Below are 24,586 nucleotides of genomic sequence, written 5' to 3' on the forward strand. Positions count from 1 at the left end.
ATGAAATAAGTCTAAAACACTTATAACCATCCTCTTTACATTCAAAACATAAATCGCAGAGACTGTGTCCACTGGATATAATCGAGCAAAAAGGCAGATACGAAATGCCCAAGCACAATGGCCAGCAGTAATTGAAGCAACTTACCGGCAGCACTCTTGGGATAACGAATCAGCAGGTCTAGCTTTAGATTTTGCAGTGCCCAAAATGAAAGACCGATGCAAAGAAGCGAGATGAAGATGGATAGCAAACCGTTTGCGCCGACAGCGGCTCCCGCATCTACTGTATTCATTTCAGCTCTTGCCCTCCTTACAAAAATTACTTAGCAATCAGCCTTAATACGGACTATTCTATAATACTTGCCCTTACCCAAAGAATCTAGTCCCAAATTTACAAAAATCACCGTTTTATTGACATAATCGTGTATTTACAGAAAATAACCAGCATTGAGGCCGTTTTTTTCTCATAACATGCATAAATTTACAGCATTAGGCGATCTATTTATATAGGTCGAAATACCTGACATGCCTCTCGAAAAGCAATTATTTTTATTGTTTTTCGTATCTGTTATCCCTTTCTGGGTACAACATTCAGGTTTCGCTGGTAGTCATGGTTAGTCAATCGGAATAAGTGGTATAACGCAAAGAGCCGGACCGTTTTGCACGGACCGGCTGCATACGTTTATCTATTTTCACCTGATGATGATACCTTGATCCGGTTCATCGCCCGCTGCAGAGCAAGCTCTGCACGGCGGAAATCAGTGTGATCCTGTGAACGGTTGTTCAGGCGACGCTCGGCACGCTCTTTGGCAGCGCGTGCACGGTCCACGTCAATATCGCTTGCTTTCTCGGCACTGTCTGCCAGTACAACAACTTTATCCGCGCGAACTTCGAGGAATCCGCCCTGGATAGCATATGTTGTACGCTGCTTGCCAGCCTGGAAAGCCAATGGAGCGACTTTGAGAGGTGTAACCATCGGAATATGACCAGCCAGAATACCCAGCTCTCCATCAATTCCGGTCGCTTTCAGTCGGTCGACCTGTTCGGAAAACACCAGACGTTCAGGTGTAACGATCTCCAGTAAAAACGTGCTCACTTTCATCCCTCCTCACGTTTTGCAGGCATCTGCTTACAGTGTTTTCGCTTTTTCCACTGCCTCTTCAATTGTGCCTACAAAGAGGAATGCTGCTTCCGGAAGATCATCATGCTTACCATCCAGAATTTCTTTAAAGCTGCGCACTGTTTCTTTTACAGGTACATAACATCCTTTGATACCGGTAAATTGCTCTGCAACGTGGAAAGGCTGGGACAGGAAGCGCTGGATCTTACGTGCACGTGATACTGTCAGCTTGTCTTCCTCGCTCAGCTCGTCCATACCCAGGATGGCGATGATATCCTGCAGTTCCTGATAACGAGCCAGAATGCGCTGTACGCCCTGTGCTACGTTGTAATGCTCTTCGCCTACAACTTCAGGACTCAGGATACGGGAGCTTGAAGCCAGTGGATCTACCGCAGGGAAGATACCCATCTCGGAGATTTTACGCTCCAGGTTCGTCGTTGCATCCAAGTGGGCAAACGTCGTTGCTGGCGCTGGATCCGTATAGTCATCCGCAGGTACATAAATCGCCTGGATGGATGTAACCGATCCTTTTTTGGTGGAAGTAATACGTTCCTGCAGCTGACCCATCTCGGTAGCCAGGGTTGGCTGGTAACCTACCGCAGACGGCATACGTCCGAGCAGCGCGGATACTTCAGAACCCGCTTGAGTAAAGCGGAAGATATTATCGATGAACAGAAGTACGTCTTTACCTTCTACATCACGGAAATACTCGGCCATTGTCAAACCTGTCAGTGCAACACGCAGACGTGCGCCCGGTGGTTCATTCATTTGTCCGAATACCATAGCTGTTTTGTTGATAACGCCGGAATCTCTCATCTCGTGATACAGGTCATTACCTTCACGAGTACGCTCGCCAACACCGGAGAATACGGAGATACCGCCATGCTCCTGGGCGATGTTATTGATCAATTCCTGGATTGTTACGGTTTTACCTACACCGGCACCACCGAACAGACCGATTTTACCACCTTTGGCATAAGGAGCGAGAAGGTCGATAACCTTGATCCCGGTTTCCAGCATTTCTGCCTGTGTGGACAATTCGTCAAATTTAGGCGCTTCACGGTGAATCGGGTTTTTGACTTCAGCGACAACATCGCCCGCTTCGTCGATTGGGTTACCGAGTACGTTAAATACACGACCCAAAGTAACATTACCTACAGGTACAGAGATTGGACCGCCCAGATTGATTACATCCAGACCGCGAACCAGACCATCTGTGGAAGACATCGCAATACAACGGACCAGATTATCGCCCAGGTGATTGGATACTTCAAGCGTCAGGTCGATAACCGTACCATTATCCAGTGTACTCTCGACTTTGAGCGCATGCAGAATTTCCGGAAGTTGACCACGTTCAAACTCAACGTCTACAACCGGACCCGTGATACTTACTACACGTCCTTTGTTCATTATCGTTTTCCCTCCTACTGACTTGCTGTATAAAACAATTGGTTTATGTGATTGCCATCTTGCCGTTCATAACCGTTCTTTATGTGTAGACCGATCAGTTTTGTGCGCTGGCGCCGGCTACGATTTCCGTAATTTCCTGCGTAATGGCAGCCTGACGTGCACGGTTGTAGACCAGTTTGAGATCACCAATAAGCTGGGAAGCGTTTTTGGTCGCACTACCCATTGCTGTCATCCGTGCGCCCTGCTCACTTGCCTTGCCCTCAAGAAGAGCATTGTAGATGAGCGTCTGTGCATATCTTGGCAGCAGAACGGCGAGTACATCCTCAGCGGAAGGCTCGTATTCATAGCTGGCTTTGACACTATCCTGATCGGCAGTCTCCAAAGCGTCCATTGGCAGCAGACGTGTCAGCGTCGGAATCTGAGTTAACGGGTTCACGAACTGGTTATAACATAAGTGAAGCTCATCATAGCGTCCTTCTTCATATCCCTGTACAGCAGCCTGTGCGAGTGTCTTGATATCCGCATAGGTCGGGAAATCGGACAGTTCAGCTACCACTTCTGTGATTGGCATGCTGCGACGACGGAAGTAGTCGCGTCCTTTACGACCAATTACAAATAATTCATACTGGTCTGCCGACGTATGACGTTTGCGTATTTCAGCAGAAACGTGACGAAGTACGTTGGCATTGTAACCGCCAGCGAGTCCACGGTCGGAAGTAACGACCAGATACGCCACTCTTTTGACAGGACGAGTGTCCAACATCGGATGATGTATCCCTTTGGTGCCGGAAGCGATACTCGCTACCACTTCACGCAGCTTGTCGGAATACGGACGCGCCGCCTGGGCTTTCTCCTGGGCTTTGCGCAGCTTGGAGGCAGCAACCATCTCCATCGCTTTAGTAATCTGACGGGTGTTCTGTACACTCTTGATCTGTCGTTTAATCTCACGCATACCTTTAGCCATATGATTTCACCACCTTGACCTTGAATCCACTTCAAAGTATGAGATTTGGAGCAGGACAACCGGTGAATACGAATATCCACCGGACCTGCAGATTCCATCACTGTTCATGAATCGTGCCGTGTGGCGTCCTCCTGAACAGCAATCGATCTTATAGAGGAAAACAATTATTTATATGTCCGTATTAACGGTCAAAACTTAGCTCGTAGCGAAGCCTTTTTTGAATGCATTGATCGCATCAACCAGTGCTTTTTCGTTATCTGCCGTAATATCCTTGGTGTCACGGATCGACTGCAGAACAGCATTGTGGTTGCTGGCCATGAATGCGAGGAATTCCGATTCAAAACGACGTACATCGTTGACCGGAATATCATCCAGATGACCTTTGACAGCAGTATACAGACTCACTACCTGTTGTTCAACAAGCAGCGGCTGGTTAACACCCTGTTTCAGGATTTCCATCATGCGCGCACCACGGTTCAGACGGGAAAGAGTCGATTTATCCAGATCGGAACCGAACTGGGCAAATGCCTGGAGCTCACGATATTGAGCCAGATCCAGACGCAGTGTACCTGCTACTTTTTTCATCGCTTTGATCTGTGCGGAACCACCTACACGGGATACCGAGATACCAACGTTGATCGCTGGACGCTGACCTGCATAGAACAGTTCGGACTCCAGGAAGATCTGACCGTCAGTAATCGAAATTACGTTGGTTGGGATATAAGCGGATACGTCGGATGCCTGAGTCTCGATAAATGGCAGAGCTGTCAGGGAACCGCCGCCTCTTGCATCACTCAGTTTGGCTGCACGTTCCAGCAAACGGGAATGCAGGTAGAAGACGTCACCAGGGAATGCCTCACGACCCGGTGGACGGCGAAGCAGCAAGGAAAGTTCGCGATATGCTGCAGCCTGTTTGGACAGATCATCATAGATGATCAGAGCATGTTCGCCTTTGTACATAAAGTATTCGCCCATTGCGCAACCTGCGTATGGAGCGATATACAGCAGCGGAGAAGGCTCGGAAGCAGATGCTGTAACAACAATCGTGTAATCCAGTGCACCATGACGACGCAGTGTCTCAACAACCTGTGCTACTGTGGATTGCTTTTGTCCGATTGCTACATAAATACATTTTACGCCTTGACCTTTTTGGTTAATGATGGCATCGATTGCGATAGCTGTTTTACCAGTCTGGCGGTCACCGATGATCAATTCCCGTTGTCCACGACCGATTGGAACCATAGCGTCGATCGCTTTGATACCTGTCTGCATTGGCTCATGAACCGATTTACGGTCGATAACACCAGGTGCAGCACTTTCGATTGGACGGTATTCTGTAGCAGCGATTGGTCCTTTGCCATCCACCGGTTGACCCAGTGCATTAACAACGCGACCCAGCATCGCTTCACCTACAGGAACCTGCATGATGCGGCCAGTACGTTTTACCTGATCGCCTTCACGAATATTCGTGTATTCACCCAGGATAATTGCACCGACATTGTTGGCTTCCAGGTTCTGAGCCATACCCATTACCCCATTGGAGAACTCAAGCAATTCGCCGGCCATAACGTTTTGCAAACCATATATACGGGCAATACCGTCGCTTACCTGAATAACGGTACCGACTTCAACGACTTCAATATCGTTTTTGTATTGCTCGATTTGACTTTTAATCAATGTACTGATTTCTTCAGGTCTGATACTCAAGTCAGTCCCTCCTGTCTCTTATGCTTGTCTTTGAAAAGACTTTTCCAAACGTTCAAGCTTGCCCGAAATGCTTCCGTCATACAGAGTATCACCGATCACGACTTTGAGTCCGCCGATCAGCTTCTCGTCAATAACATTCACAACCTTCAGGCGCTTGCCTGATATCTGTCCAAAAGTGGCAGCCACTTCGGCCTGTTCCTGTTCATTCAGCGGATAAGGAGTATAGACTACAGCATCCGCTACATTCAATGTACGGCTGACAATTGCTGTGTAGCTGGTCAGCAATTCGCTGAATACGTCCTGTCTGCCCCGTTCAATCAGCAGCAGAATAGTGCTTAGCAAGATGTCGGATACTTTGCCGGAAAGTACATTTTTCAGTACATTTTCCTTATCCGTCAGCGATATATTCGGCGTAGCGATAAAGTTGCGCATCTCGCTGTCCATTTCAAAAGCCTCAACGACCGCTTTCAGTTCCTGTCCTGTCTCTTCTACTCGTCCCTGATCGGACGCTGCTTCAAAAAGTGCTCTGGCGTAGCGGGAAGATACTACCGAGTCCCGGCTCATTGTCTGATCCCTACGTCTTTCAGGTAGTTATCCACCAGTTGTTCCTGCGCATTGGCATCGACTTCTTTTTGCAGCACTTTAGAAGCAATTTGTACAGAGACAGCACCGATTTCACTGCGTAGTGCAGCCACGGCTTTGTTCTTCTCGTTCTCGATATCACGTGCAGCCTCATCTTTGAGACGCATGGATTCTTCTTTGGCTTGATTAAGCAGCTGTTCTGTCTGGCTGTTGCTCGTCTGGCGAGCCTGCTCGATAATATCCTGAGCATCTTTACGAGCCTGTTGCAAAGCTGCTTTTTGTTCTTCTACATATTGAGTCGCCTGCTGGCGTGTCTGAGCTGCTTCATCCATTTGCTGCTTGATCAGCTCACGACGTTTTTCCATGATCGAAAACAACGGACCGAACGCGTAGCGGTTCAACAACCAGTATAGGATCAAAAACGCAATAATAGTAAATACAAAACTGCTCCATACGAAATGCAATTCAGCTCACTCCTTCCCTAACTTCTGCTTCAATAATCATCCGTTACATCCTGTACGCTAAAAAGAAGGCGCGGATGGCTGTGGCCTTCCCCGCCAAGTGATTTGTATATTTCTTATGCTTGAGAGTAGAAAATGAATGCCAGTACGACACCGATGATAGGCAGTGCCTCTACCAGACCTACACCGATAAACATAAGCGTTTGCAGTGTGGATTTTGCTTCCGGTTGGCGAGCAACACCCTCAACTGTTTTACTTACGATCAGACCGTTACCAATACCTGCGCCCAATGCGCCCAAACCTACAGCGATTGCCGCTGCGATAAATGCTAATGCTCCCATGTGAAAAAATCCTCCTTAGAGATATATAAGTAATTGAATGTATATTGAGCCCGGTATGAAGGGTAACCTACTTCCGAACCTTGAAACCGATTGCCTCCGAACAGAACGCAGGCTATTCAAATCAGCCTGTTGTTGCCGATAAAGATTTAATGATCTTCATCCGTCTCAAGCGACTGTGATATGTACACCATAGCCAGAATTGTAAATACAAAGGCTTGGATCGTACCAACGAATATACTGAAACCCTGCCATACAACCAGACCAATAACCGACGCGATAGCGCCGTACCAGACAGCAGACATTTTGAGCAGGACAGCAATCAGTACCTCACCCGCAAAAATGTTACCGAATAGACGCATACCATGCGTCAGCAGTTTGGACAACTGCTCGATGACATTGATAGGGAAGAAGAAGAAGAACGGTTTGAAATAATGAGCAAAATAGTGCTTCGGATTTCTGACGATACCCAGATAGTGAACGAGTACGAACACGATCAGCGCCAGTCCCATTGCCGCAGCCGCATCAGCAGTTGGTGATTTCCACCAAGCGATTTCCACACCATGGCTTCCATTCGCCAGACCTTCTACAACCGGAGTCAAAGGATGTCCAAAGAATGTCGCACTTGCTGCATTGGTATAATCGAATACCAGACCGAATGGCAGTCCCAGCATATTGCCGACGAAGATAAACATAATCAGCGTAATACCGAGTGAAAGGAAAGGTCTTCCTTTTTTGTAATCCATCGTGCTGGTAATCAGTCCCTGAACGAATTCAACGACCCATTCCATAAAGTTCTGCAGCTTGCTTGGATTGTCGACGGAGAGATTACGGATTGACAGTTTGGCCAAAATGAAGACGATGGCACAAGTTACAATCAGCATAATCACAACCGATAAATCGATGTCAAACCCCACGTTTATAATCGGTGATTCATGCATTTTTCTCACCCCTTTCATTAGCGGAGTTACGCTCTTCATGGCGAGAAAGAATAAAACCGATAACGATTAGCGCGAACGGCGCAAATACGAGGCTTCCTGCCAGAGCGTACATTTCAAACCATTGTGGAAATTTCACAGCAAGGATCACAGCCGCCACCGACACGGCTGCACGTTGAGAGAACCCAAGTCCCCTCTTTTTCTTTTCTCCGTTTGCTGCTGCATCCGTAATCAGACGTACTTTGCGAGCCAGATACTTGGTGTTCACGTAACTGACTGCAGAACCTGCAATCAATCCAAAGGCAATAGGACGATAATCCGGTAAAAGCGCAACTACGAGCAGACAAATGGCCCAAAAAATAAAGGTGGTCCGGGTCAGCCAATATATGTAACCTGGTATTTCAATCATTTCTTTCCCCCGTTATTTTCCGGATAATGATGACGATACTGACCATACCTGCAACCAGCCCCGCCAGCACTCCCAGACCGATGCCAAGTCCCGAATGATTCCACATTCCATCCAACCAGGAACCAAACCAGAATCCGGCTAGCGTACACAGGGCAAGATCTACCCCGATTGCACTGACAAGACCGACAGCCTTCCACGGCGATGAATCAGGTTTATTGCTTTGCGGTTCCTGTGTCATAGTATGTTCACCCTCAGAATCCCAGTTCATTGTACTGAATTGGCAAAGTCTTTGTCAAACCATCCGCTTCATCGCATTAACGCGAAGTTCTAACAAAAGAACCTCATAGCTGTGCGGTTTATCACACCTACCTTACAGTACAACTGTATACTGTAATCCGTCATTTCACAAGACTGCTGTAGGCCCTTTTTTGAACGTTGTGTGAAATTCTTCAGGACGCTCTTCCAAAACGCCGTAATGATGCAAAATTGCGTTGACAATCCGCTTGGATGCCTGACCATCTCCGTACGGATTAGCTGCTTTGCTCATGGAATCATACAGTTCCTGATCCGTCAGCAGCGCCTGTGCACGTTCGTAGATCTTCTCTTCATCCGTACCTACCAGTTCCAGTGTGCCGGCTTCGATTCCTTCCGGACGCTCTGTTGTATCACGCAGTACGAGAACAGGTACTCCGAATGAAGGAGCTTCTTCCTGCAAACCGCCGGAATCTGTCAGAATCAGGTGGGTATGCGGATAGAAATTGTGCAGATCCACTACATCCAGCGGGTCGATCAGCTGAATACGGGGATGATTGCCCAGAATCTCGTGAGCCGGTTCCTTGACGGCCGGACTCGGGTGAACCGGATAAACGATCGCGATATCTTCGAACTCGTCAGCAATGCGCTTGACTGCCCGGAAAATATTGCGATGCGGCTCGCCCTGGGATTCACGGCGGTGTGCAGTCATCAATATAAGCCGCTTGCCTGCTGCCCATTCCAGAACGGGATGGTGATAATCAGGCTGTACTGTATATTGAAACACATCCGTAACGGTATTGCCTGTGATATACACGCTTGACGCAAGCTTATTTTCTTTGTACAGATTGCCTGCAGACCATTCCGTCGGCGAAAAATGAAGATCGGCCAGAACGCCGGTCAGCTGACGGTTCATCTCTTCTGGATATGGAGACATTTTGTTCCATGTACGAAGACCTGCTTCTACATGCCCTACACTGATCTGCTGCATGAATGCGGCATAGCTCGCGAGGAATGTAGTCAGTGTGTCACCGTGTACCAGCACGATATCGGGCTTGGCTTCACGCAGTACAGGCTCCAGTCCTCCCAGAACGCGAATCGAAATCTCATTCAGCGTCTGGCGGTCTTTCATTACGTCCAGATCATAATCCGGAGTAATATTGAATACTTCCAGAACCTGATCCAGCATTTGACGATGCTGGGCGGTAACGCAGACAACGGATTCGATATGTTCAGGATGCTGCTGAAGCTCCAGGATGAGTGGAGCCATTTTGATCGCTTCCGGACGCACGCCAAAAATAGTCATTACTTTGATCTTTTTCATAATTGTGGTCATACCTCGCTTTACTTAGTTCCGTACAGACGGTCACCGGCATCGCCGAGACCAGGGACAATATAGCCGTGATCATTCAGATGATCATCCAGTGCCGCGACATAAATATCAACGTCGGGATGCACATCGTGTACAGCTTTTACACCCTCAGGAGCAGCAATCAGATTCATCATTTTGATCTGGGTGCAGCCGCGTTTTTTGAGTACATCAATCGCTGCAATCGCCGAACCGCCTGTAGCCAGCATCGGATCGATTACGATCAGTTCGCGCTCCTGTACATCTGTCGGAAGCTTTACATAATATTCTACTGGCTGCATGGTATCCGGATCACGGAACAATCCGACATGACCTACCTTGGCTGCAGGAAGCAGCTTCAGGACGCCATCGAGCATACCCAGACCTGCACGCAGAATCGGAATCAATCCGAGCATACGTCCGGAGATTACTTTGCCTTCTGTCTTAACAACAGGCGTCTCCACAGGAATGGATTCCAGCGGAATATCACGTGTAATCTCGTAAGCCATCAAGGTAGCCACTTCATCAACGAGTTCGCGGAATTCTTTGGTATTGGTGTTAACGTCACGAATGAACGTGAGTTTGTGTTGAATTAAAGGGTGATCGCATATCACCAGTTTTGCCATGGTTTGTCCCTCCGGTATGTTCAATAATAACAATAAGTAAGTCCTGCGTATCCATATGTAGTCACATGACCTGTCATAAGGGTAAGGACGGGGAAAAATGCTTTTTCCCGTAAATCTTGTCTATTATATCATTACCTCCGGGCAATTTCATCCGCAACTCTACTGATTTCACGCAATTCTCGAATCCTGTAGTATAACGCTTACAATTTCCAAATATAAGCGGAATCATCCTGTTTTCACCCAGTCCTTATTATTATAAAGGTAAATGGCTTGAATGGGGTAAATTATTTTAATTTTTTCAAAAAAATTTACTGGAAAAGTATGCAAAAACCGGCAAAGGGAACCTCCCTCGCCGGTTTGCATCATTCTGCCGAATAACAGGCTTGGTTCATATCCTGCATTCGTTTATTTTTTTATAAGAATATAATTACATATCAACAATGATTAAACACTTTTATTATGATAAAGATATCTCTAAGAAAGGTACTAATTCTGTTGAATTTAAAAAGTATTCTTAGTATTTAACCTGCTCATACAGTGGGAAGCGATCTGTCAATTCGGCGACCAGCTTGCTTGCCTGCGCCAGTACTGCTTCGTCTTTTGGAGCCTTGAGAGTCATGGCGATGATTTTGCCTATCTGTTCCATGGCCGCTTCGTCCATACCACGTGATGTTGCTGCAGGTGTGCCCAGACGAATACCGCTTGTTACAAACGGGCTGGTTGGATCGAAAGGAATTGCATTTTTGTTGGTAGTGATACCTACTGCATCGAGTACATGCTCCGCTTCTTTACCGGTGATGTTGATATTGCGTGTATCCACTAGCATCAGATGGTTGTCCGTACCGCCGGATACGATCGTCAATCCTTCATCCACCAGCGTCTGCGCGAGTACTTTGGCATTTTTGACTACATTCTGTGCATAGGTTTTGAACGAAGGCTGGAGTGCTTCGCCAAAAGCTACCGCTTTGGAAGCAATGACATGCATCAGCGGACCGCCCTGGGAACCCGGGAATACCGCTTTGTCTATCGCTGCTGCCCATGGCTGACGACAGATGATCATACCGCCGCGTGGTCCGCGCAGTGTTTTGTGGGTGGTTGTTGTTACGAAATGGGCATGCGGCACCGGACTTGGGTGTTCACCTGCTGCCACGAGACCGGCAATATGAGCCATATCGACCATGAACAATGCACCTACATCATTGGCGATAGAAGCGAGTGCTTCAAAATCGATCGTACGCGGATAGGCACTTGCACCAGCCACAATCAGACGGGGACGATGCTTGAATGCTGTTTTGCGCACTTCATCATAATCGATCAGAAAGTTGTCTTCGCGTACGCCGTAAGCGACGAAATTATACAGCAATCCGGATGCATTGACAGGACTGCCGTGTGTCAGATGTCCGCCATGAGCGAGATTCATGCCCAGAACAGTATCACCGGGCTTCAGTGCTGCCAGATATACCGCCATATTGGCCTGTGCACCGGAGTGCGGCTGTACGTTGACATGCTCGGCACCAAACAGTTCCTTGGCACGGTCGCGGGCAATATTCTCGACGATATCCACATGCTCACAGCCACCATAGTAGCGTTTGCCCGGATAACCTTCGGCGTACTTGTTAGTCAGTACGGATCCCATCGCTTCCATAACCGCTTCACTTACGATATTCTCGGAGGCGATCAGTTCGATATTGGTGCGCTGACGCTTCAGTTCCAATCCCATTGCCTCAAGTACTGCCGGATCACTGTTTCTCAATTGCTCCATCATTCGTCATTTCCCCCTGTAGGTCATTATTTATTCAAGCTAATCGCAGACAGGCTGCGTGTAAACACTATTGTTGTTAATCTTCTGTTAATCAGTCGCATGTCCCGCCATCTGCCTGTGGGAGAGGAGCATATACAGCACGTTCTCCACCGATCAGTTTGGGACGACTGCGGGCTGCATTGACGCGGGCTTCACCGATATAACGGATTGCCGGGCGGTAAGGAACCGCTACACGCCGCATATGCATGCCAATCAGCGTCTCGCCAATATCTATTCCTGCATGGGCTTCTACTGTCTCGGCCAGGCACGGGTCTGTCATCGTCTGATACACATAAGCCGCCATCGAGCCGCCGGCTCTTGGAATAGGTACAGCCGCCACCTCTGTCCAGTTGTATCGTTCCAGCGTGGAACGCTCAACCACCAGTGCACGATTCAGATGCTCACAGCACTGAAAAGCCAATTGAAATCCTATTTCCGCCTGTACTTCCCTTATACCTTCCACCAGTGCTTCTGCGATATCCAGTGTTCCGGATGTACCGATATGCTGTCCGGCAATCTCGCTTGTGCTTGCGCCAATTACCAGCAGATGGTGGGGTCCCAGATTTGCTGCTTCCGCTAATTCACGGGTAATCGCTGCAGCATCCTGGCGAATAGATGCTATCTTTTCCTGATCAGCCATTAGTGTTCTCCTGCCTCCTTTGTGCCATTATCACAATGTTCGTCAGCACCGACATGATTCAGCTGCACTTTGCATCATTATTATAGCGCAGGCAGGAGAGCTGCGGCGACATTCCTTACAAAATAGGCACAACCGGACAATTGTATGCTCCTTGCTATAGGCTGTCCAGCCGTTCTTTTATGTATGAATATCACGGTCAGACTCCTTAAGACCAAAAAAAGAGCATGATACACATGCGTATGCATGCTGTATCTGCTCTTTGCCCAGGCGACCGGCCGTATATCCCAGTGCTCCATCGTGGTCAGGTTCCACTCTTGTCGCCAGTTACACCGGGTCTGTCTTGTGCTTACATCATAAGACATGTTTTTTATAAAATCAACACGTTCCTGCGATAAAATTAAATTATCAGGATTCCCGTGGTCGATAAGCTTCCAGCTTGTCCAGCAGCTTGTCGAGTGCAGCACGGATATCAGCTGCCGCTACTTCGTAATCATCTCTGCTGCCACCAAATGGATCTACAATATCAAATCCGGGAATACGCTGCTGAATCTCGATCAGACGCTCGTACTCGGCAGAATCCACTTCTTCTCCCAGCGCACGGCGTATTTCCAGTGAAGCATGAAGACTATCCAGTTCTTCCAGATCAGACAGTACACGAGTATCATTTTCCACATATTCTTTGAGTGTATATACTTTGCCTGCCGCCATTGGAAAACGACTCAGCACATGTTTTTTATGACTGCCGGTCAGCGTCAGTACAAGATCTGCCCATGCGATCGTATCACGGGTCAGAGAAGATGAAGTCAGACGATCATGAATTTGGTGATCTTTCAGTACAGCTTCGGCATGATGGGATACGGACATGCCATCCACCGCCGCTACGCCTGCCGAACGTACCTCAACCGGTATTCCGCGCTGCTGTGCCAGCTTTCGCATAAATGCCTCTGCCATGGGACTGCGGCAGGTATTGCCTGTACATACAAATAAAATACGATGCATACCATGCACCTCCGTTCAATGGATTCAGATCATTGTAATGCTTAACTTTTATTATAGCAAAAGACATTCCATCATTCATCCGAACCGGCAGGTTATGCTGTAAAAACCAATCAAATATATATAATCCGGCCGCCGGCTGCTTTGGACAGACGATTCATCACTGCCATGCCCACACCGTTCTCACTACAGCCTGTAGCCAGAATAAAGGTGATTCCGTGAGCATCCAGTGTACGCAAACAGGCATAGAGCCGATTGGCCGCCACCTCTGGTGTAGACCGGCTGCCCAGCGATAAGTGAAGCGCCGATCCATAATCAACATGGTCTTCATCGAACAGCAAAACACCTGTCCGTTCCCCTCGTTGCTCTGCCTGATACAGTTGCTCATTGATATAATGACGCACAGCTGCAGAATCTTCCCCATGTACGATAGTCATACTGCCGCGCGGGGCATAATGCGCATACTTCATACCCGGCGCGCGTGGCGTTGTATCGGCCGATACACCGGACAGACCCGGATCGATCATGACAGCTGGTGCTACCGTAAGCAGCTGATCTTCCGTAATGCCGCCCGGTCTCAGAATCATAACTGTTCCATCCTCCTGCACCTGAATAACAGTAGATTCGACCCCTACTCCGGCACTGCCTCCATCGACAATTCCCTGAATACGGGAAGACAGATCTTCTGCTACATGTTCTGCAGTCGTGGGGCTGGGACGGCCCGAACGGTTGGCACTTGGAGCAGCCAGCGGGCAGCCTGCCGCTGTAATCAGACGCAGTGCCACTGGATGATCCGGCATCCGTACTCCTACCGTATCCAGCCCGGCTGTTACATAGGGAGATACCGCTCCCGGCTTCACCGGCATCACAAGGGTTAACGGTCCCGGCCAGAAATGCTCCATCAACCTGCGCTCCACCGGTTGGATATCCGTAACCAGATGCTCCAGCTGTTCCAGCTGCGAAATATGCACGATGAGCGGATTGTCGGAAGGTCTTCCTTTGGCAGCGAATACAGCTTCTACTGCTGCTGAATTCCCTGCATCTGCACCCAATCCATATACTGTTTCTGTAGGAAAAGCGACAATTCCGCCTTGTCTCAGAATCTCGCCAGCCTCTGCAATATCATGTTCAGCCTTCTCTATCTGCTGCGCATCCCAGATTTGCACCGGCTGATCTGCAGAAGATGGAGAATACCCTTTTTCCGTCCAATCGTTCATCATGTACTGCCTCCCTGTCTTCTATACCATTCCATATCTATCCTGTATATTCTCCCGATTCATGCAGAAAAGGAGACCCGATGACAAACTCCCGGTTCTCCTCCTATGACCTGACGTCATCTGCGATGAAGTGCTGACATTCTGGTGAGCATTCCTAAATCCGGGGCATCTGCATGTCCCAAACCTATTCATATGCTGCACTGTCTGTGAGTACTCTATGTACTCCATTTAATTCAGTGTATAACGACTTCCTGCTTCCATTGAAACCTCTTCCGTATCCAGCTGATTATGAATACGAATACTCATGACCAGGCCCATACAGGCCATATTCATAACCAGTGAAGTACCGCCAAAGCTGATAAACGGCAGCGTAATCCCGGTCAGTGGCATCAGACCGATAAACATGCCGATATTTTCAAATATCTGATAGAGCAGCATCGCCACTATACCAATAATAAGATAAGGCCCGGCTCGTTCCCGGCATTCCAGAGACACCAGCACCAACCGATGAATCAGGGTAAAATACAGCAAAAGTAGTACAGCTGCCCCGACAAATCCGAACTCTTCGGCTACTACCACAAAGATGGAATCCGAATACGTCAAAGGTACACGTTCTGCCTGCACCGAGCTGCCTTTCATAAAGCCTTCGCCACTGAGTCCTCCCGATGCGATCGCGAGCTTGGCATTACGGGTATGATAAATCGCCTTGGCCGTAGCTTCATCCGGCATCAGCCATGGATCGATCCGCTCCATCCAGTGGTCACGCTTGATATCATTCAGATACGTCTTGATCTGATCATGGTAAGCTACATAGCTGCGAATACCCACTACTACCATCGCAACAGCAATCGTTGTAAAAATAATCGCCTGTGTATATTTGATATTACCGATCCATAATAGAGCTACCATAATAATCAAATAACTCAGCGCATTCCCCAGATCATTCTGCACCATAACAAGGGCAAAAGGAACAAAGGTCACGGCAAGCAGCGGTGTTATGTCCCGCCAGAATAACAGTTTGATCTTTTTCTTGGCTGCGAGCATCGTCGAAAGAGAAATAATCAGTACCAATTTGAATAACTCGGCCGGCTGCAAACTCAATCCACCTATACTTAGCCATCCCTGTGCATTATTCAGCGTCTGTCCAATAATCATAACGAGCAGCAGTAGGGCAATACCACCAATGTAAATATACTTGGCATACTTGATCCACAAGCGATAATCCACAAATGCCGCTACAAAAAAGACCATAAATCCAGCCAGATAGTAAAAAGCCATTTTGGAAGTGGAGCCTCCAAAACGTGAGCTGCTATGGGTTGCGCTGTAAATGACCACCAGACTTATCGCCATCATGATCAGTAAAATCGTAAACAATGTCCAATCGATCCGCTTCAGCTTTGTGATCATGCCTGTCTCCTTTTCGCATTCAACCTGTACTGCTTCAGATTAGGATTCCAATTACATGACGTTCAATACCGGCAAGGTCCTTGATAATATGAATTTGTCCGTAGCCTGCTGCGCGAACCATCTCCGCAACATCCGGAGCCTGTCCCTGTCCAAGCTCAAAAGCAATCAGCTCCGGCATACTCGCGAGCAGATTCAGCTGGTCGATCATGATCCGGTAAGGACCGAGACCATCCGGTCCGCCTGCCAGTGCAGTCAGCGGCTCATGCTCCCGTACCTCCGGCTGCAGCCCGACGATATCTTCATCCGGAATATAGGGAGGATTGGAGACCAGAATATCTACACGACTGCCGGTAAATGGCTCCAGCAGATTACCCTGCTGCCAGCCAATCTCTATCCCCTGCTGTCTGCTGTTATGCTGGGCCACCTGCAGGGCATCCGGCGAAATATCGCTGGCTACTACCTGCCACTGCGGACAAAGACGGGCAATCGTCAGCGCGATTGCTCCGCTGCCTGTACCGATATCCACGCAGATTCGCGGAAGTCCATCCTCGCGTGCAGGAAGGCTCTGACCATACTTCACTACGGCTTCCACCAGCAGCTCTGTTTCCGGCCTTGGTATCAATACCGAAGGATTCACGTGGAACAATTCTCCGTAAAATTCCTGTTCACCGATAATATACTGCGCCGGCTCTCCCTGGGCTTTGCGATTAACCACACTCTCCCAGGCTTCGCGCTTGTCTGACGGAAACGGATCGGGCAGTGCCATATAATAAGCAGCTCCCGACAGATCCAGCACCCATTCCAGCAGCAGCTTGGTATTGGATTCCGGCTCCATCACCTGCTGCTGTCTTAAAAAAGAAGAAGCCTCAACATAGGCTTCTCTTATACTTTGCTGCGACTGCATTACGAACAGCTGTTGATCCTGTGTCAATCGATTACGCCTCTTTGGCCATCAGATCAGCTTGTTCAGCCAGTGTCAGCGCAGATACGATTTCTTCAATCTCGCCGTTCATGACCTGATCCAGCTTGTGAAGTGTCAATCCGATCCGGTGGTCGGTTACACGACTTTGTGGAAAATTATACGTACGGATACGTTCACTGCGATCTCCCGTACCTACTTTGCTTTTACGTTCGCCGGCGTATTTGGCTTCTTCTTCCTGACGCATCATATCGGAGATACGGGCGCGCAGAACCTGAAGTGCCTTTTCCTTGTTGGAGTTCTGGGATTTACCATCCTGACAGGTCGCTACGATACCGGTCGGCATGTGGGTAACCCGTACAGCCGATTTGGTCGTATTAACGGACTGACCGCCCGCGCCGCTGGAACAGAATGTATCGACACGGATATCACGGTCATGGATCGCAATATCCAGTTCTTCCGCTTCAGGCATAACGGCTACCGTCGAGGTAGAGGTATGAATACGGCCGCCTGATTCCGTCGAAGGAATACGCTGTACACGGTGTGCACCGCTCTCAAATTTGAGTTTGCTGTAGGCACCGCGTCCATTGATTAAGAAAGTCACTTCCTTGAAACCGCCCAGATCGCTGACGTTGGTATCGAGTACTTCTACGCGCCAGCCCTGTGTATCTGCAAAGCGGGTATACATGCGGTACAGATCCGCTGCGAACAAAGCCGCCTCGTCTCCACCTGCCGCACCACGAATCTCCACAATAACATTTTTGTCGTCATTTGGATCTTTGGGCATTAATAGAATATGAATCTGCTCTTCCAGTTCGTCCTTGCGGGCAGACAATTCATCAATCTCCATCTTGACCATCTCACGCATCTCGTCGTCGAGCTTCTCGCTTTGCAGCTGCTTGGCTGCATCCAGCTCTTCCGTTACCCGGCGATATTCGGTATATGCTTCAAATGTCGGCTGCAGATCCGACTGTTCCTTGGAATAATCACGCAGACGCTTGGAATCACTTGCCACGTCCGGATCACACAACAACTCGCTCAATTTCTCATAGCGGTCCGCTAATGCCTGTAAACGATCTAACACGGAAAACCACCTCTTCATATATTCAATAGTTATTTATAACATTCAAAAAAACATGCTGTATGGCGTTCACTGGATCTATTGAAACAGTCATTACAGCAGTGCTTCAGATCAAAATGACATGACTATAAAAGGAATACCCTGCTTCCAACCGCATCACAGATGTACGGGATACAGCTGTTAGTATGCGTCAAATACAGGGTTACGACTCTTGATTATAGCATAGAAATATCCACTTTCCTATCTTTAATATCCCGTTTTATCCATTTTTTTAAATACAAATTCCAGTACATATATGTCTGAATTTGGCTATTGCGGCGCAGAGTATCTATAATGAACATATCGGCATAAACACCTCTGATGCAGCTTGTCATGAAATACAATGATTACGGCCGATTGAACAAAAAAAGATTAATCGTAATACCCAATCATCTGAATCTCAAGGAGGCAAATCATGACCATGACTCAACGACACATTGGCAAGCAGGGACTTGTTGTATCGGCACTCGGTCTGGGCTGTATGGGAATGTCCGAATTTTATTCAGGAAGGGATGAGCAGGAATCACTGCGCACCCTGGAAGTGGCTTTTGAGAATGGTATTACTTTTTATGATACGGCTGATATGTACGGGAATGGGCATAATGAAGAGTTTATTGGCCCTTTTATCCGTCAGCATCGCCAGGATGTGATTATCGCCACGAAGTTCGGTAATGTGCGCGGCGAAGACGGCTCTTATCTGGGAATTAGCGGACGCCCTGAATATGTACGCGAAGCATGCGAGAAAAGTCTGAAGCGGCTGGGTGTCGATACGATTGATTTGTATTATCAGCACCGGGTCGATCCCGATGCGCCGATCGAGGAAACGGTTGGTGCGATGGCTGAACTGGTACGCGAGGGCAAAGTGCGCTATCTGGGACTGTCCGAAGCATCGGCTGCCACGATGCGCCGGGCGCATGATGTATTCCCGATCTCGGCTCTGCAGACTGAATATTCTCTATGGAGCCGGGATGTAGAGGATGAGATATTACCGCTGTGCCGTGAGCTTGGTATCGGATTTGTACCTTACAGTCCACTCGGCCGCGGGTTCCTGACCGGTCAGATAAAGTCTTTTGACGATCTGGAAGAAGGTGACTATCGCCGTTATTCGCCACGCTTCCAGGGCGAGAATTTCCAGAAAAACCTCGATCTGGTCGCCCGGATTCGCGAGATTGCTGCAGAGAAAAACTGCCCGCCTTCCCAGCTGGCACTGGCCTGGCTGCTAGCCCAAGGAGAAGATATCGCTCCTATCCCAGGTACCAAAAAGACCAAATACCTGCTGGAAAATGTAGGCGCACTGGATATTTCCTTTACCCAGGAAGAACTGCAGCGGATTGATGCTATCGCACCCAAAGGGGCAGCTGTTGGTGAGCGTTATCCGGAAGCCGGCATGGTCAACGTTAATCGTTAAGTATAATCTTGTATACTGCTTGGTCTGATCGCTAAAGCAGTAATCAATAATCCGCGAACGGTCTGTCAAATGGCAGATCGTTCTTTTTTTGCTGACACATACACGGTTATGCCGATTGCCTGCTGTTAATCAGTTAAAAGTGGCTTTCTGATTACGAATCTGGTTACGAATGACGGTACGATTGGCTCTATATACTCTTTTCTTACCTGTTTTATTTTATCTATATTGTTATGAAAAAGAATGCAAAAAAGCCTTATTCCGATCCGCAGACCGTATACGATGTGTATACGATCGAGCTGATGGAATAAGGCTTGTGTACAGGCAAGATCCTGTGGATCTTCGTTATTTTATACGTTGAAACGGAAGTGCATTACGTCGCCATCCTGCACGACATACTCTTTACCTTCCAGGCGCAGCTGACCGCGCTCTTTGGCGCCGTTCATGGAACCGGCATTCACCAGATCCTCGTAGCTAACCACTTCGGCACGGATAAATCCACGCTCAAAGTCGGTATGAATCACACCGGCTGCTCCAGGAGCTTTGGTGCCTTTGCGGATTGTCCAGGCGCGTACTTCCTGTACGCCGGCTGTAAAGTACGTATACAGACCAAGCAGACGATACGCTGCTTTGATCAGACGGTTCAGGCCGGATTCGGACAGACCCAGTTCTTCGAGGAACATCGCTTTGTCTTCTTCTTCCATTTCGGAAATATCCGCTTCGATCTTGGCACTGATTGGCACGACAACCGCATTTTCGGCTTCGGCGAATTCTTTGACTTTCAGCACGTACGGGTTGGTATCGGCTTCGGTTACGCCGTCTTCACTCACATTCGCTGCATACAGTACAGGCTTCATGGTCAGCAGATGCAGATCGCGAACGATCAGACGCTCTTCATCACTCAGCTCTACACTGCGGACAGGCATATCGTTATACAGGGCTTCTTTGATGCGTTCCAGTACTTCGACTTCCTGGGCGTATTGTTTGTTGCCGCCCTTCATGTTCTTTTTGGAACGGTCAATACGCTTCTCGACACTGTCCAGATCGGCCAGTACCAGCTCCAGATTAATGGTCTGGATATCGCTGATCGGATCGATTTTGCCATCTACGTGGGTGATGTTCTCATCTTCAAAACAACGTACCACGTGTACGATTGCATCGACTTCACGGATATGGGCGAGGAATTTGTTACCCAGTCCTTCGCCTTTGCTCGCGCCGCGTACCAGACCGGCGATATCAACAAATTCGAATGCAGTAGGGACGGTTTTTTTCGGTTCAACCAGTTCGGTCAGTTTGTCCAGACGCTCATCCGGTACTTCGACGATACCGACGTTAGGATCAATGGTACAGAACGGATAGTTGGCGGATTCGGCACCCGCCTGGGTGATTGCATTAAAAAGTGTGGATTTCCCGACGTTAGGAAGCCCAACAATACCAGCTTTCAAAGCCATTTATATGACAACTCCTATTAGTTGAATTGGTAAGCGTTCGATCTGAATTTCCACACTATTATATATGAGAACCCAAGGCGTGGCAAACGAACTATACGATAAATTTATCCGATTGCCCTTTGAGTTCGTGAGCAAGGGTCTTCAGGCTGCCGGATATCTCGGACAGTTCCGAAACGGACTTTTGCTGTTCCAGGGCGCTGGCAGCCACTTCCTCGGTCATGGCAGAGGTCTCTTCGGTTGCGGAAGCAATATAGCCCAGATGCTCTTCCACTTCATGGCGGATGTGCTGCATACTGTCGGTTTTTTGCGACAGATCCAGCGCCAGCTGATGCACCTCACCGGATACCTGACTCACCTGTTCAAAGGATTCCATACATTCTTCAATCTGCACTTCCTGGCGGTTCGCCGATTCCATATTGGCTTCAAACTGTACGTTGATCCGGCCGATCTGCTCAACAAACTGACGCAGCATGTTATCGATCTCTCCGATCGACTGTTCGGACTGCTGTGCCAGATTACGCATCTCGCTGGCTACAACCGAGAATCCTTTGCCTGCTTCACCGGCGCGGGAAGCTTCTATTGAGGCGTTAAGAGCCAGAATCTGTGTCTGCTTGACGATACTCTGCACCTGTCCACTGATGCTGGAAGCTTCGCGCGACTGTTCTGCCAATATTTCAGACTGCTGCTGGATCTGACGTACACGCTCTACGTTTTCTTTTCCCTGTTCCAGCAATTGTTCATGTTCATGTCTGACTTTGCTGCTTACGCTGGACAGCTGTTCGGCTGTCGTACTGAACTGGCTGACATAGCTGCCAATCTCATCGATAATACGCCCCAGCTGGGTCGACTGCTGTACCGATTGTTCAGTCTGCTCCGACTGCTGTGTAGAACCAAGCGCAATCTCCTGAATAGCCCGTGACAATTCCTCCGTCTGGCGAAGCGTGCCTTGGGCGACTTCGGCAATATACTGCGAGGAATCCTGCAGCGTACCGGAACCCGACTGAATACTGGTAATCATCTCGGTAATATGTTGGATCATGGCATTGTTCAGATCACTGATCTCGCCCAGCTGGTCACCGGTAATACGTTGTGAGCCTACCGTCAAATCTCCTGCAGTCACTTTCTCCATACTATGCTTGATCTCGCCTACCTGATTCAACGTACGACGGATAAACAGCATGGCGCATAGAGCTGCAAGAAGTACCACTCCGGCAAAAATCGGAATAACCAGTTTGTAAGCCTGAGTTAGCGTTTGTTCATACACCGTATTGACTGTTTTGGCAGAGATATCGATACCCAGATAGCCTACGATCTGACCGCTCTTGTCCTTGATTGGAGTAAAAGTAGAGAATAAATCTCCCCATTCCGGATCGGATACTACATCAGTCGTTACACTCTGACCTGCAGTCAGTCTGGCACTCGCATCTGTGTTAAAACTCATGTCATCATTGTAGGCACTGTAGCCTTCGTCGTCCCAACTCGCTCCATCCACCGTATAAAACCATTTATTATCGGCATAATTGAACAGATAAACATAGAGCGCGCCGGACTGCAGACGCAGATTATTGATCTGGGTCCTCAAGTCTTTGTATTCCTGGCTTTGTTCGGGTTCACTGTACGTATATAATTTACGGATATCCTCCGTATTCAGCTGTGCTGCTGTATGAGTCGCCAGCGTCTCATTGCTGTGCTGAAGTGTAGATAGCGCGGACTCCTGTATCAGACGCTGCGTTGTCCACATGGTCAGCGATCCAATAATAAATAGTGGCAGCAGAATAATAAGATATAATTTGGGACGCAAACCCAGTCTGATTTGCTGAAGCTTCTTCAATTTCTCTTTCCTCCCTGCATTTATGAACATGATATAATAGTACGAATTACCTATTTAATATCGTCCGCAGAGTGCGACTTTTGTAGAGTGTTTCAGAAACTTTCTTAATTTCAAAACATTATTCATAACAGACTTCGTCTAACTACAGACTGCATACCAACCAATAGCGCATAGCAAAAAGCCCGGATAGGATTCCGGGCTTACACGATTATAGGAAGATGCTATTCGCGTCGATACAGACGATCTGTCTGCTGCAATTCATCTATACTGGCAGCCCCTACGCCAAACATGGCAGCCGACAATTCGAATTCTACACGCTGTAATACCAGCTCCAGTGCTTCGACCGATTCTACTGCTGCGCCCAGCAGAGAGCGGCCAAATCCTGCCAGATCCGCACCCAGCGCAATCGCTTTGGCAGCATCGACGCCGTGACTAAGTCCTCCGCTACCGATCAGCGGAATCTTCGGCAGCTCTGCACGTACATCGCGTATACATTCAGCCGTTGGTGTACCCCATCCGGCAAAAGCTTCCGCTGCATCGCGGCGTACCGCATCACTGCTGCGGAATTTCTCCACCTGGCTCCATGACGTTCCGCCTGCACCTGCCACATCGATAAAGGCTGCGCCAGCATCCGTCAGACGGCGTGCCGTACTGCCATCAATGCCCCAGCCAACTTCCTTGATACCAACCGGAACTTCCAGCTGCCGGGCTACCTGTTCGATCCGGGATAACAGCCCCGCAAAGTTCACATTACCCTCCGGTTGAAAAACCTCCTGCAGACTGTTCAGATGCAGTACCAGCGCACTCGCTTCTGCCAGTTCCACAGCACGTCTGCATTGCTCGATACCGAATCCGTAATTCAACTGCACAGCTCCCAGATTGGCAATTACCGGTATCGTCGGCGCTTCCTGACGTACGTTGAATGTACTGGCCAGCTCATCCTGTTCAATGGCTGCCCGTACCGAGCCGAGTCCCATCGCCCAGCCGCGACTCTCTGCAGCCTGGGCCAGACGCCGGTTAATCTGTCCGGTCGCCTCACTACCGCCTGTCATAGAGCTGATCAACAGCGGCGCAGACATCGGAATATTCAAAAATGATGTACCAAGATCGATACTGCCAAAATCGATCTCCGGCAGTGCCTGATGCCGAAACCGATACTGCTCCATTCCCGAAGTAATTCCTGCTCCTGCAACATCTTCCTCCAGACAGAGCCGCACATGCGCACTTTTTCGATCCGAAATATTTCCTGCTATAGGGTTCTCCTGATTCATGAGCCCCTCCTCCCTGAAACCGGCTTTGCTACAACCCTATACTTACAGGCTGTCTGCACATTGCCGGTCACTTCCTTGTATTCATTTGGCTTATCCTGCAAGCCCGTTACTTAAATATACCAGCAATCCAAAGTAATCCAAACAAGATTGTTTATACCCGATGAGTAGTATATCGGGTATGTCCGATGAGTAGTATATCGGGTATGTCCGATGAGTAGTATATCGGGTATGTCCGATGAGTAGTATATCGGGTACGACCGATGAGTAGTATATCGGGTACAACCGATGAGCAGTATATCGGCTATACCCGATAAGCAGCATATCGAACGCGACCGATGTACAATATAAAAGATACCTCGCACAAGCAACATAGAAA

General features: G+C 48.6%; 24 protein-coding genes and 1 riboswitch. Of the genes, 1 reads left to right on the plus strand and 23 read right to left on the minus strand.

Annotated features, from left to right (window positions below):
- Nucleotides 1-41: 41 nt before the first annotated feature.
- From H065_RS0100160 to prfA, 20 genes are all read right to left on the minus strand, one after another.
- Complete coding sequence (locus tag H065_RS0100160) at nt 42-290, minus strand: DUF1146 family protein (RefSeq protein WP_017810968.1); 249 nt, start codon at nt 288-290, stop codon at nt 42-44.
- Nucleotides 291-679: 389 nt separating this feature from the next.
- Nucleotides 680-1,093, minus strand: a complete 414-nt coding sequence (locus tag H065_RS0100165; protein WP_017810969.1) for a F0F1 ATP synthase subunit epsilon — start codon at nt 1,091-1,093, stop codon at nt 680-682.
- A gap of 33 nt (nt 1,094-1,126) precedes the next feature.
- Nucleotides 1,127-2,527, minus strand: a complete 1,401-nt coding sequence (gene atpD / locus H065_RS0100170) for a F0F1 ATP synthase subunit beta (protein ID WP_017810970.1) — start codon at nt 2,525-2,527, stop codon at nt 1,127-1,129.
- 94 nt (nt 2,528-2,621) lie between these two features.
- Nucleotides 2,622-3,491: an ATP synthase F1 subunit gamma gene (atpG, locus tag H065_RS0100175; protein ID WP_017810971.1), complete on the minus strand. Its 870-nt coding sequence runs from the start codon at nt 3,489-3,491 to the stop codon at nt 2,622-2,624.
- Nucleotides 3,492-3,686: 195 nt separating this feature from the next.
- Nucleotides 3,687-5,198, minus strand: a complete 1,512-nt coding sequence (atpA, locus tag H065_RS0100180; protein ID WP_017810972.1) for a F0F1 ATP synthase subunit alpha — start codon at nt 5,196-5,198, stop codon at nt 3,687-3,689.
- Nucleotides 5,199-5,216: 18 nt separating this feature from the next.
- Nucleotides 5,217-5,762, minus strand: a complete 546-nt coding sequence (locus H065_RS0100185; RefSeq protein WP_017810973.1) for a F0F1 ATP synthase subunit delta — start codon at nt 5,760-5,762, stop codon at nt 5,217-5,219.
- Entirely contained in the window at nt 5,759-6,244 is a 486-nt protein-coding gene (gene atpF, locus H065_RS0100190; RefSeq protein WP_017810974.1) for a F0F1 ATP synthase subunit B, read from the minus strand. Before atpF ends, H065_RS0100185 begins: the two co-directional genes overlap by 4 nt.
- 113 nt (nt 6,245-6,357) lie before the next feature.
- Nucleotides 6,358-6,582 (minus strand): F0F1 ATP synthase subunit C, encoded by a 225-nt coding sequence (gene atpE / locus H065_RS0100195; RefSeq protein ID WP_017810975.1) that lies wholly within the window; start codon nt 6,580-6,582, stop codon nt 6,358-6,360.
- Between the two features lie 146 nt (nt 6,583-6,728).
- A complete protein-coding gene (gene atpB, locus H065_RS0100200) occupies nt 6,729-7,520 on the minus strand; it encodes a F0F1 ATP synthase subunit A (RefSeq protein WP_017810976.1) in 792 nt (263 codons plus the stop codon).
- Nucleotides 7,513-7,926, minus strand: a complete 414-nt coding sequence (locus tag H065_RS24825; protein WP_017810977.1) for an ATP synthase subunit I — start codon at nt 7,924-7,926, stop codon at nt 7,513-7,515. Before H065_RS24825 ends, atpB begins: the two co-directional genes overlap by 8 nt.
- The gene (locus H065_RS0100210; RefSeq protein WP_152425760.1) at nt 7,919-8,194 is read right to left on the minus strand and encodes an AtpZ/AtpI family protein; all 276 of its coding nucleotides are present in this window, start codon (nt 8,192-8,194) and stop codon (nt 7,919-7,921) included. Before H065_RS0100210 ends, H065_RS24825 begins: the two co-directional genes overlap by 8 nt.
- A 135-nt stretch (nt 8,195-8,329) precedes the next feature.
- On the minus strand, nt 8,330-9,502 hold the full coding sequence (wecB, locus tag H065_RS0100215) for a non-hydrolyzing UDP-N-acetylglucosamine 2-epimerase (RefSeq protein WP_017810979.1): 1,173 nt from the start codon (nt 9,500-9,502) through the stop codon (nt 8,330-8,332).
- 20 nt (nt 9,503-9,522) lie between these two features.
- On the minus strand, nt 9,523-10,152 hold the full coding sequence (upp, locus tag H065_RS0100220) for a uracil phosphoribosyltransferase (protein WP_017810980.1): 630 nt from the start codon (nt 10,150-10,152) through the stop codon (nt 9,523-9,525).
- A 514-nt stretch (nt 10,153-10,666) separates the two neighbouring features.
- Nucleotides 10,667-11,917, minus strand: coding sequence for a serine hydroxymethyltransferase (gene glyA / locus H065_RS0100225; RefSeq protein ID WP_017810981.1), 1,251 nt, complete (start codon nt 11,915-11,917; stop codon nt 10,667-10,669).
- 88 nt (nt 11,918-12,005) lie between these two features.
- Complete coding sequence (locus tag H065_RS0100230) at nt 12,006-12,593, minus strand: TIGR01440 family protein (protein ID WP_017810982.1); 588 nt, start codon at nt 12,591-12,593, stop codon at nt 12,006-12,008.
- Between the two features lie 254 nt (nt 12,594-12,847).
- Nucleotides 12,848-12,931, minus strand: a riboswitch (ZMP/ZTP riboswitch).
- A 67-nt stretch (nt 12,932-12,998) separates the two neighbouring features.
- Nucleotides 12,999-13,592, minus strand: a complete 594-nt coding sequence (locus tag H065_RS0100235) for a low molecular weight protein arginine phosphatase (RefSeq protein WP_017810983.1) — start codon at nt 13,590-13,592, stop codon at nt 12,999-13,001.
- A 110-nt stretch (nt 13,593-13,702) separates the two neighbouring features.
- A complete protein-coding gene (locus H065_RS0100240; RefSeq protein WP_017810984.1) occupies nt 13,703-14,809 on the minus strand; it encodes an L-threonylcarbamoyladenylate synthase in 1,107 nt (368 codons plus the stop codon).
- Between the two features lie 225 nt (nt 14,810-15,034).
- Nucleotides 15,035-16,213 (minus strand): FtsW/RodA/SpoVE family cell cycle protein, encoded by a 1,179-nt coding sequence (locus H065_RS0100245; protein WP_017810985.1) that lies wholly within the window; start codon nt 16,211-16,213, stop codon nt 15,035-15,037.
- Between the two features lie 34 nt (nt 16,214-16,247).
- Entirely contained in the window at nt 16,248-17,144 is an 897-nt protein-coding gene (gene prmC / locus H065_RS0100250; RefSeq protein ID WP_017810986.1) for a peptide chain release factor N(5)-glutamine methyltransferase, read from the minus strand.
- A gap of 4 nt (nt 17,145-17,148) precedes the next feature.
- The gene (gene prfA / locus H065_RS0100255; RefSeq protein WP_017810987.1) at nt 17,149-18,216 is read right to left on the minus strand and encodes a peptide chain release factor 1; all 1,068 of its coding nucleotides are present in this window, start codon (nt 18,214-18,216) and stop codon (nt 17,149-17,151) included.
- A gap of 457 nt (nt 18,217-18,673) precedes the next feature.
- Between prfA and H065_RS0100260 the strand changes: the two genes are divergently transcribed.
- The gene (locus H065_RS0100260; protein ID WP_026135945.1) at nt 18,674-19,660 is read left to right on the plus strand and encodes an aldo/keto reductase; all 987 of its coding nucleotides are present in this window, start codon (nt 18,674-18,676) and stop codon (nt 19,658-19,660) included.
- A 347-nt stretch (nt 19,661-20,007) separates the two neighbouring features.
- On the opposite strand, the gene ychF is transcribed toward H065_RS0100260, so the two are convergent.
- The 3 genes from ychF to fni form a co-directional block, all read right to left on the minus strand.
- Nucleotides 20,008-21,108 (minus strand): redox-regulated ATPase YchF, encoded by a 1,101-nt coding sequence (ychF, locus tag H065_RS0100265; RefSeq protein WP_017810990.1) that lies wholly within the window; start codon nt 21,106-21,108, stop codon nt 20,008-20,010.
- Nucleotides 21,109-21,199: 91 nt separating this feature from the next.
- Nucleotides 21,200-22,939: a methyl-accepting chemotaxis protein gene (locus H065_RS0100270; protein ID WP_017810991.1), complete on the minus strand. Its 1,740-nt coding sequence runs from the start codon at nt 22,937-22,939 to the stop codon at nt 21,200-21,202.
- Nucleotides 22,940-23,160: 221 nt separating this feature from the next.
- Nucleotides 23,161-24,210 carry a type 2 isopentenyl-diphosphate Delta-isomerase gene (gene fni / locus H065_RS0100275; protein WP_017810992.1) on the minus strand — a complete coding sequence of 350 codons (1,050 nt, stop codon included), beginning with the start codon at nt 24,208-24,210 and terminating at the stop codon, nt 23,161-23,163.
- Between the last annotated feature and the right edge of the window lie 376 nt (nt 24,211-24,586).

Origin of the sequence: Paenibacillus shenyangensis (assembly GCF_000346635.1) — a bacterium.
GTDB lineage: Bacteria > Bacillota > Bacilli > Paenibacillales > Paenibacillaceae > Saccharibacillus > Saccharibacillus dauci.